The 9566-nt window shown below is 62.3% G+C and carries 7 protein-coding genes; all 7 read right to left on the bottom strand.

Going from position 1 to position 9566, the window contains the following annotated elements:
* Positions 1-249: 249 nt before the first annotated feature.
* Positions 250-714 carry a Fic family protein gene (locus tag BCUN_RS05815; RefSeq protein ID WP_238552338.1) on the bottom strand — a complete coding sequence of 155 codons (465 nt, stop codon included), beginning with the start codon at positions 712-714 and terminating at the stop codon, positions 250-252.
* A 311-nt stretch (positions 715-1025) separates the two neighbouring features.
* Positions 1026-1880, bottom strand: coding sequence for a CDGSH iron-sulfur domain-containing protein (locus BCUN_RS05810; RefSeq protein ID WP_081895570.1), 855 nt, complete (start codon positions 1878-1880; stop codon positions 1026-1028).
* A 196-nt stretch (positions 1881-2076) separates the two neighbouring features.
* Entirely contained in the window at positions 2077-3447 is a 1371-nt protein-coding gene (locus BCUN_RS05805; RefSeq protein WP_033518643.1) for a uracil-xanthine permease family protein, read from the bottom strand.
* Positions 3448-3472: 25 nt separating this feature from the next.
* A complete protein-coding gene (locus BCUN_RS05800; RefSeq protein ID WP_051920852.1) occupies positions 3473-4864 on the bottom strand; it encodes an amidohydrolase family protein in 1392 nt (463 codons plus the stop codon).
* Between the two features lie 366 nt (positions 4865-5230).
* Positions 5231-6238: a helix-turn-helix transcriptional regulator gene (locus BCUN_RS05795; RefSeq protein ID WP_033517469.1), complete on the bottom strand. Its 1008-nt coding sequence runs from the start codon at positions 6236-6238 to the stop codon at positions 5231-5233.
* Between the two features lie 239 nt (positions 6239-6477).
* Complete coding sequence (locus tag BCUN_RS05790; RefSeq protein ID WP_033517468.1) at positions 6478-7419, bottom strand: Mbeg1-like protein; 942 nt, start codon at positions 7417-7419, stop codon at positions 6478-6480.
* Between the two features lie 7 nt (positions 7420-7426).
* A complete protein-coding gene (locus BCUN_RS05785) occupies positions 7427-9415 on the bottom strand; it encodes a lipase family protein (protein WP_033517467.1) in 1989 nt (662 codons plus the stop codon).
* Between the last annotated feature and the right edge of the window lie 151 nt (positions 9416-9566).

Below are 9566 nucleotides of genomic sequence, written 5' to 3'. Positions count from 1 at the left end.
CAAAAAGGGCGGAATTCCGCCCTTTTGCGAAAGCGGATACCTGGCCATATGCCCGATTCTGATATCTCTCAACGTCGCCGTGGTTCCGTCGTTACGTCTGTGCACCGTATCGGGCACGTGTCGGTCGTCGCACGGCACCAGTCAACGACCAAAGTGCACATGACCATGCCGATAAGTCAATGACCCGATGCCTCGAAGCATGTCTTGTTCACGCTGTCGGACCTAATGCACTGAAACGCGAAAAGCCCTTCAATCTTCGGACGGCACGGCATGCCCGAATCGGTCCAAGCCATCCACGTTGTTGTTGTAGTCCGCCAACCAGCGGATTACGTCGGAATTCCCGTTGACGTACCATTCGCCCAGCAATGTGTTGAATTCGGTCCTGTCCGGATCGTCCACTGGTACCACCAACACCTGATTGCACCCTTTGATCATGAGCAACTGATTGGCGGCCAGCAGTGCGGTGCGCTTGTTGCCGTCTCCGAAGGGCTGCGCCTTCGCCAGGACCGCGAACAGACGTGACGCATCGGTCAAGGTTCCGTCTGTGGCTTGAATGTCGGCAATGACGGAAGCCAGTTCGTCCCGGTTCGGTACGGGAGGAACATAGCTCCCCAACGCGGTGCGGACCATGATGTTCTGCGCCGTGCGCAGGACTCCCGGTTCCAGGGCGGCGGTCCTGCTGAGATTGGCATTGATCCTCTCCACGAACTGCACGTCCAAAGGTTCCCATGGGTGCATGCAGCGTGGTGGCTGCCGCATCCCGCAGATCCTCGAGCAGTGCCAAATCGGAACGCGAACCGATGATCTGTGGGTTGTTTGTTGTCAGGAATTCAGCGGCTGCCATGTAGGTCGCGGACAGGTTGTCGAACGTGCGTCCCATGGAATACAGGAGGCCGGTCAGCTGGCGGGTATCCATCATAGCCAGGCTCCTTTCGGCCGTCATCGGGATTTGCGTGACAGTGACATGATACATCCGATGTTTCATGATTCCACCGATGCGCAACTGCAGGAGCCGCGGCAACTGGTCACGGACGGGCTTCGTAGCGGAAGGTCGGGTCTAGGGTGCCGGTCTCGCCTTGCCAGGCAGGGCTGTTGTCTCGGTACTGCACGTTGATGTGCATGGCATCGCAGAAAGGCATCTCCTGGGTGGAGCCGCAGCGGCACAGGGCGTACCGATTGCGGCGTTCATACTCGGTGCCGTCCGCGGAGATGAGCTTGATGTCGCCGGCCACGAAGATCGGCGCGGACACGCCCTCCTCCACGTCCTCGAGCAGCACGATGATGGGGTCGAACCGCTGTTCGATGGGCGTGCCGTCGGAGTCGCGGAAGGACACAAGACGGCCCGTGGGACAGTTCCATGCGCCGACGATGGCGGCACTGACCTTGTCCGGCGTCTTGGCCTCCTCGGTGAGCGTCCAGGCTTCCGAGCCGATCTGGTGACACATGCGCGCATAGGCGCAACGCTGGTCGTCGCCCATGCTCACCACTGGGCCCTCGAAGAGTTCGGCACGCTCATCATAGGGTTTGCGCGACGCGGTTTCCGTGCCGTCGAAGCCACAGGTCTCATGCGACCCGTCGCAGAACGGCGGATTCTTCGAGTCACCGCAGCGGCACAGCGCGACGGACTTGCCCGGCTGTGTGGTGAATTCACGGATGCGGTTGTACTGCATGTGCAGGCGGTCGTCGGCAGCCACGATGGTGTCCTCGACGATGCGCACCTTGCCGCGCACGATGTACGGGCCGTTCTTGGTGATCGTGACGGAGGGCATGTCGTCGCCACCGTGGCCGGCCTGTCCGTTGCCGGTCGTGCTCGCGCCATGTGCCGAGACGCTGCCGCGGCGTTCGGTAGTTGCAGGATGCGTGTGTCTCCATTCGCCCATGGGGTGCTCCGTTCCGTGGTGTGCCCGTGGCATGCTGTTTTCGCATGCCACCATATGTCAGCCATCATGTCCTTTCCGACCGACGCCGGTATCGGTTTTCGCTGCAAAGGAAGCATATGCCTGCTGCAGTCCGCGGCTTCTTCGGGGTTGTGACCCGGTCACAACACACAACTACCGACTGCACCTACTCCAGGGTTCAGGCCGCAGCACTCTCTTGTGCAATCATGGTCATGTCCTGGGTGGCATCTGCTGCATGCCGCTGCCTTTCTTTCGAACATTTGGGCAACACCAGCTGCAGCAGGATGGCTACCGTACCACCGATTGCAATGCCAGAGGACAGGAAATACTGCAGGAAGGCAGGCGCGGCGGCCACCACATCGTCGGGCAGGATCATGGTGCTCACGCCGCAGACCACGGACGCTCCCAGGATCATCATCGTGCGTTCGTCCAGCACTGCGGTCTTGATCATGTGCAGGCTGTTGGAGATGAGTGTCATGCAGACCACTGCGAAAATGCCGTTGATGACCGGCGTGGGAATGGCGGTGATCAGGGCCATCAGCTTCGGGCAGAAACCCATGGCCGCAAGCAGGACGCCGCCGGCAAGAATGGCACGGCGGGACGCCACGCGCGTGATGGCGATCAATCCGGCATTCGAGGAATAGCCCGTCATGGGCGTGCCGCCGAAGAGTGCGCCGACCAGACAGCCGAGGCCTTCACCGATTGTGGCCTTGTCGATGCGACGGTCATCGAGTTCCTCGCCGGTGATGGCCGTGATCGTGAACCAGGTGCCGGTCGCATCCAGCAGGATGAAGAAATACAGGAACGCCATCAACAGGCAGGCCTGCACGTTGAACTGAGGTACACCGAAGTGGAAGGGCTGCGGCAGTGAGAACCATGCAGCGGAAGAGACCTGCGAGAAATCGGCGGCACCCATGCCCACGGCAATCACGGTGCCCGCCACCAAGGCAAGGATCACCGAGCACATATGCAGCCCCTTGACATCGGGGAACCGATACTGCAGCACCATGCATACCAGCAGCACCAAGAATGCCACGCAGCCGCTCACTGCATTGGCGGTGAGGTCGCCATCCGTGCTGAAGACACCCGTAATGGCCGTCGGTACCAGTGTCAAGCCGACGATCAGGATGATGATGCCGCCGATGAACGGAGGGATGGCCTTCCTGATGAACCGGGAGAATCCCTTGCACATGCCCAGCGCGATGACCAGCAAGGCGCCGGGAATGAGACTGCCGATCATGACGGGAATGCCCATGGTCGAACCCACCATGCACAGTGCCGCGAGCGGCACATAGGACGGTCCCTGCACAATCGGGAACTTCATGAAGAGACCGGCCTGGATGAGGGTGGCCAATCCGCAGGCCAGGAAACTCATCTGCAGGAAATACGACAGGTCGGCGCCTTGCAGGCCGATGACGGCACCAAGGATGAGCGGCATGATGTACAAGTCCATGGACAGCACATGCTGCAGACCGAGCACGAAAGCACGCCCGAAGGGAATCCTGTCATTGACGCCGGCAATGAGTTGCATATGGTCGTTGCTGTTCATCGTTCATTCCTCTCCCATGTCCGCTTCAGCAGGCCTGCACTTCGTCCAGGCTCAGGGCCACACGCAGCTTGCGCAGTTCCTCGTCGATGTCGCGGGACAGTTGCCGCTCATCGATGCCGCATGCGAACACGCCGTCGCGGTAGACGACCTTGCCGTTGACAATCGTGGTGCTGATGTTCTCCGGGGAGGACGAGTACACCACGGTGGCGTAGGGGTCATGCATGGGCATGGACTTCAAATGACGCGGTTCGAAGAGCACCATGTCGGCCTTCTTGCCGACTTCGATGCTTCCCAGGCTCTGCTGCATGCCGATGGCCTTGGCTCCCCCGACCGTGGCCATGGCCACGGTTTCGCGTGCGGTGATGCGTGCGGCATCACGCGAGAACCCCTTCTGGATGAGCGCCGCGAATTTCATCGCCTCCAGGAAATCGGTGGTGTTGTTGCTGGCCGCACCATCCGTGCCGATGGAGACCGTGATGCCCTTGTCCAGACATTCGCGGATCGGCGCCACACCTGACCCGAGGTACATGTTGGACACCGGATTGTAGCTGACGGACACGCCGTGACGGGCGAAAGCGTCGATCTCGTCATCGGTCAGGTTCACGCAGTGCACGCCGAGCATGTGGTCGCCCAGGAATCCCATGCCTTCCAGCATGGGCACGATGTCCGAGTCGTAGGTTGCCTGACACATCGCATCGTCGACTTCGGTTTCGTCGATGTGCATGGCATAGCGCACGTCGTGGGCCTTGCAGTAGTCGAGCATGGTCCGGTAGCCTTCCGCCGAGGTCGACCAGGTGACATCCGGCCCTGTCCAGATGGACAGCATGTCGCCATGGTCGCGGTACTCGGTGCGCAGGCGCTCCACTTCCCGCATGGCCTCCTCGGCGGGCTGGACCATGCACGCCGGCATGCCGTAGTCCTCGCCGCGGTCCTGGAAGGTGCGGATGAACACGCTTCGGATGCCGGTGTCCATCATGCCGGCGATACAGCCGTCAGCCAGTTCGGGGTCCTGGTCGGTATAGAAGAACTCGCATAGCGTGGTGCATCCGGAACGAATCGCCTCCATGCAGGTCAACTGAGCGGCCAGGCGATGTTGGTGCGGCGTCATCACGGCACCGTACGGCAGGGCGGAACGGTTGAGCCATTCGATGAGTTGATGGTCGGCGCCCAGACCCTTGAGGAAGGACTGGAAGATATGGGTATGCGTATTGATGAATCCGGGGAAGAGCACCTGTCCGTCGGCGTCGATGACGTCGCTGGCGTTCATGCTGCTCGATGGTTCACCGCTGCCGATCATGGCGATGCGGTCATCGGTCACGGCGACGAAGCCGCGGCCGATGACCTGCATGTCCTCGTTCATGGTGCAGATGGTGGCATTGGTGATGAGCAGATCATACTGGGTGTTGGACTTGTTCATGGGTGCAGGCCTTTCGGGAGCCGCGGATTCCGCGCTCCTACCCAAGGGCTGCAACGGGAACCCGCATGACGGTTGTGCTGTCATGGTCCGGCGAGATTCCCGCGAAATGAGATCATCTCAAGAAAATCAAGCCTTCACCTGTTTTGGTAGGAAGGAAAACAGGGAAAACTTATGGCCCTCAAGGTATGCATCCACGGTTTCATCGAGGTGTCAGGCCAGTTACACGCGCCGAAACGGCATGTTTTGGTTGTGTAACATCCACTCTCCGACACATATGTGAAGTGTGACCCGGTCACAACACACAACTACCGACTGCACCTACATCCAGCAGTTGTGACCGGGTCACGACTCACAACTAGCGGATGCTCATGCCTTGGTGGTCTTCACCACGGTGAACACCAGGGTGGAGATGCCGCACAGCAGGCCGCCGATGGGCCAGCTCAACCAGAAGTACACATGGGCGGCACCGTCCACGAAGAGAAACAGCAGGGACAGGCCGACGATGGTGGCAAGAATCATGATGATGCCGCAAACGGCTTCGTTGATGGCGTCATAGCGTGATTTCCCCTGCCGGCCGGCGTCTTCAAAACCGGCACTCTTGCGGTTGTAGTCGTCGATGTTGAGCCGCCCGTAGTCCATGCCGCCGCGGATGAAGCACCAGACGCCCATGGCGATGCATATGAGCATCAAGGAGTACGGCCAACCGTCATGGATGCCCCAGGCCTCGTCGGCCACCACCGAGAAGGCCACGCCCACCACAATCAGTGCCATGCCGGCCACCAGGCATACGGCCAGTTCGCGCCGGCCGGCAGCATGGTCGGCATCGGAGTAGAAATCCTGCACATAGGGATGCCTACGCTGGAACGCCGTATGCGACAGTCCGGCCGGGATCAGCAGTGCGCAGCCGATGAGGACGCCCACCATGATACTCAGGAAGGCGCAGACGTCATTGTATGGATTGTCGGCACCCAGGACCGACCCGGAAGAGTCGAAGGAGTTGCCCACCGCCACGCCGAGGACGATGACCGCCACGCCCCAGGCGATGCGGTTCGCGAAGCGCCGCATATGCTCGTCGTACCCGGTCACGTCATATGCCGTGCCCGTCGGCACCGGCGTCACCCCTGGAAAACCCTCGGCATCATCCTCCGCTGCTGGCGCCGGGCCGGATGCCGTGGTCACGTCGCCAAGCACCAGGTCGTCGAGCGTCACGTCGAACAGGTCGCACAGGATCAGCAGCTTGTCCATTTCCGGATATGCCTTGCCGCTCTCCCACTTGCTGATCGCCTGGCGGGACACGCCCACCAGCATGGCCAGCTGTTCCTGGGTCATGCGCCGTGCAGCGCGCAGGGCCTGCAGGTTGTCTTCGAATGCCATCGGATAGTCCTTCCTCTCGTCCTGTCACGACCTTACCGGCCGTGGCTCCGATGGGTCCACTGTGGCCCATGAGGCGGAAGGATGTCCACCACCTTATGGTTGCATCGCGCACAACGGCGCGCAACCACCGGTTGCATCCGCATGATTCCAACGATTCCCCGCATGCACGGCACGCGGCCACGCAACCGCCACGAGACGGTCCCGCAAGGCCGGAACGTGAGATGCCGGCCGACTGTTGCCTACAGCAACCGCCGCCCCAGCACGCGGTACGGCTTGAACATCACGGTGAACAGGCGCTGCTTGAAGGCGTCGTCCGTCACGTCGATGAGCGTGTTGAGCGCCTTGCACACCACCTTGCCCAGCAAGGTCTGGTGCGCCCCCATCAGGTGGATGCCGCGCGTCTTCCAGTTGTACACGTAATGCTGCATGACGAAGGGCTTCCTGCTGTCGATGTAGGAGACCCTGCCGGCGCCGTGGTCATGGATGTTGCCCACGATCGACGACTTGGGGATGAAGGCATGGATGAGCGGCTCAATCAGCCGGTACGCGTCGGTCCGGCGGTAGCGCGGCGCCAGCCCCGGCCCGTCGAAGTTGCAGATGCACTGGATATCCCGGACACTCTCCGGATCGTCCTCCACCAGCTGACGGCACGCGAACTCCGCCAAGTTGCCGCCCTTGGAGTGCCCGCAGACGATGAGCGGGCCGCCGAAACGCGCGTGCACGTCCTTGAGAAAGGTGGCGGCGTCGCGCTGGGAACCGGTCGGCTCGTCGCGCGACAGCTCCAGCGACTCGTGCCAGCCGGTGACCGTCAGGTCGGTGGCACGGAACGCCACGCACAGCGTGTCGCCGACGCGCACGGCGAGCGCCCCGAACTGCTGGCCGCCTTCCACGTAGTGTGCGCGGAAGTCGGCCATGGTCACGTTGCGGTAGCGTCCGGCCTGCTTGACGACTTGTGCGAGTTCGAGGTCCTCCTTGTTGTTCAGGGAGACGATGGTGCGGTGGCTGGTGCTGGTGATGGTGGGCAGCACGGCGCGTTCGATGGCGTGTGCGATGGGGGTGCCGGCGGTGTGGCTGGCGTAGTCGAAGTTGGACAGTTCCGCCAGGACGAGCAGGTCGAGCGTGTTCGGCTTGACCTGCTCGAAGGTGGCGTCGCCGTAGTCCTTCACGTAGTCCAGGAGCACTGGCGGGTCACCGCTTCTCGAACCAGGCCACGAGGTGACGACTGTCGGTGAGCGGGAAGCTGTATTTCTCCTCGGTGGAGACGGGCTGGTCCACGCCGGGCACCTGGTTCGGTTCGAACCAACCGCGGAAGGAGACGTGGGTGCCGTGGTGGGCTTCGACGATGGCGTAGTCGCCGGCGGAGGCGTCGTGGAAGCCGAGGACGTCGCAGACGACCTGGGGTCCAGGAATGGGGAAGGTGTGGGCGCCCTGCTCGTAGGTGGAGGCGAAGGCCTCGCCGTCCTTGAGTTCGCCGATGCCCTGCACGCTGACGGTGGCGTTGACGGTGTTGAGCGCGTCCATGTCGGTGCTGTGTTCCTGGGTGCGGCGGCGCGTCCAGTCGACGATCTCGTGCCTGGGCAGCGTCACCTGCGTGTAGACGTGTTGGGAGACGGTCTGTCCCATGGGGTGCACCTTGCCTTCGCGGATGTCGAAGGCACCGTCTTCGCGGGCGCGCATGGAGACCACGTAGCCGCCGCCGTCGGGCACCCAGACGCTGTGTTCGCCGGTGTGTTCGTTGACGTACATGGCCAGGAAGTCGTCCCGCTCATACAGTTTCTCGTCGATCCTGTCGCGTTCGATCGAAGCCACGATGTTTCCTTCGGCGTCGTTGACCTGCAGGTCGACGGGGCCGAAGACGCTGATGCGGGTGGTGTCGGTGTCGGCGCCCCGTTCGATGTCGATGCCGTACTTGCAGCACAGGGCCAGCTTGATGAGGTAGCCTTCCTCCTGGTGGGCGCCCGGTGCGCAGTGGCCCATGATCTGGTTGTGTACGAAGAAGGACAGGTAGTCGCCGAAGACGCCGGAGCCGTACTTGACGAAGTCGGCGGCCTTGAAGTCGAGTTCGTGGCCCTGTACGGCGGCCAGGTCGGTGAACAGGGTGAAGTACTGGGCGAAGGTCAGGGTGCCGGCGTGCGAGAAGCGCTTCTGTTGGTACATGGTGGGCACGTCGGGGCACAGGCTCTCCAGCACGTGCTCGAGGGCGTTCGTGGCCGCGTTGCCGTGGAAGGCGGGGAAGTCCATGCGGGTCCACGCCTTGAAGGTGTCGAGGAACTCTTGGCGGTACATGCGGTAGTCGGCGTAGCGGGTGGCGATGCTCGGCAGGTACAGGTCGCGGCCGAAGCGGCGGATGCCCCAGCCGTAGGGTGGCAGGCGGGGGATGTAGTCCTCGGGGTTGATCACGTTGAAGATGTTGTCGAAGCGTTCGCTGTTCCAGTCGTCGCGCATGGTCACGCGGCTGGCGGAGAAGGTGTACGCGTAGAAGCGGTCTTTGCTCACGCCCAGCGTGGTGTCCTCGTCGATGATGGCGGCGAGCGCGTTGGCCACGGCCGCTCCCCTGCTGTGGCCGATCACCCACAGCTTGGCCTGGGACATGTCGAGGTCGTGCCGGGCGATGTAGGTCTTCAGGTCGCGCATGGCCTTCTCGGCGCTGAAGCGGAAACCCTCGTGCTCGCTGAAGCGCGAGTAGTCGCCGTCGCTGATGGAGTCCGCGACCTCGCTGTTGGACAGCCATTCGGTGGTGTCCGAAGTGCCCCGCAGCATCATGACGAGCAGCATGCGCCGGTTGCCGTTGCCGTCGTCGACCATGCGGTGTCCGAAGGCGTAGCTGACCTGGTCCACGTTGCGTACGAAGCCGATGCGGTTCTCGTCGTTGAGGTGGTAGTAGCTCGTGATGTCGATGTCGTCGCAGCCCAGGGCCTCGAAGGACCTGCGGATGTAGCGGTACTGGTTGGACGGCACGTTCTTGTAGCCGGACAGGCAGATGGCCATCGCCGACCATGCCATGTAGGGGTTGTATTCGTTGCTCGGCGCGAAGAACCAGGCGCCGTCGAAGGGGAATTCGATGTCGTTCTCGAACCGTTCCTTCGCCTTGCCGCACATCTGCGCGAAGTGGGACAGGAAGGTGGTGGAGAGCATGGTCATGTCCGGGCTGTGCTGTTGTGCTTCGCGTGGCGTCATGGTGGGGCCTTTCCTCAGTCGTGGGTCTGTACTTTCGGATTGTAGGTGATGGAAGGCGTTGCACTGGCAGAGAACGCGGCGGGACATGTCGGCGCCCGATGCGATGAGCGCCACCGCCCGTGGCGGGCGGTGGCGCTCATCGAGTCAGGAA

The sequence above is a fragment of the Bifidobacterium cuniculi genome (genome assembly GCF_000741575.1).
Classification (GTDB): Bacteria; Actinomycetota; Actinomycetes; order Actinomycetales; family Bifidobacteriaceae; genus Bifidobacterium; species Bifidobacterium cuniculi.
Note: the sequence above shows the minus strand (reverse complement) of the source record. Positions and strands in the feature narration are given on the sequence as shown.

What these genes read in the sequence shown, in the direction of transcription:
- BCUN_RS05805 (WP_033518643.1), bottom strand. Translation starts at nt 3,447, where the DNA reads ATGAACAGCAACGACCATATGCAACTCATTGCCGGCGTCAATGACAGG.
- BCUN_RS05785 (WP_033517467.1), bottom strand. Translation starts at nt 9,415, where the DNA reads ATGACGCCACGCGAAGCACAACAGCACAGCCCGGACATGACCATGCTC.
- BCUN_RS05810 (WP_081895570.1), bottom strand. Translation starts at nt 1,880, where the DNA reads ATGGGCGAATGGAGACACACGCATCCTGCAACTACCGAACGCCGCGGC.
- BCUN_RS05800 (WP_051920852.1), bottom strand. Translation starts at nt 4,864, where the DNA reads ATGAACAAGTCCAACACCCAGTATGATCTGCTCATCACCAATGCCACC.
- BCUN_RS05795 (WP_033517469.1), bottom strand. Translation starts at nt 6,238, where the DNA reads ATGGCATTCGAAGACAACCTGCAGGCCCTGCGCGCTGCACGGCGCATG.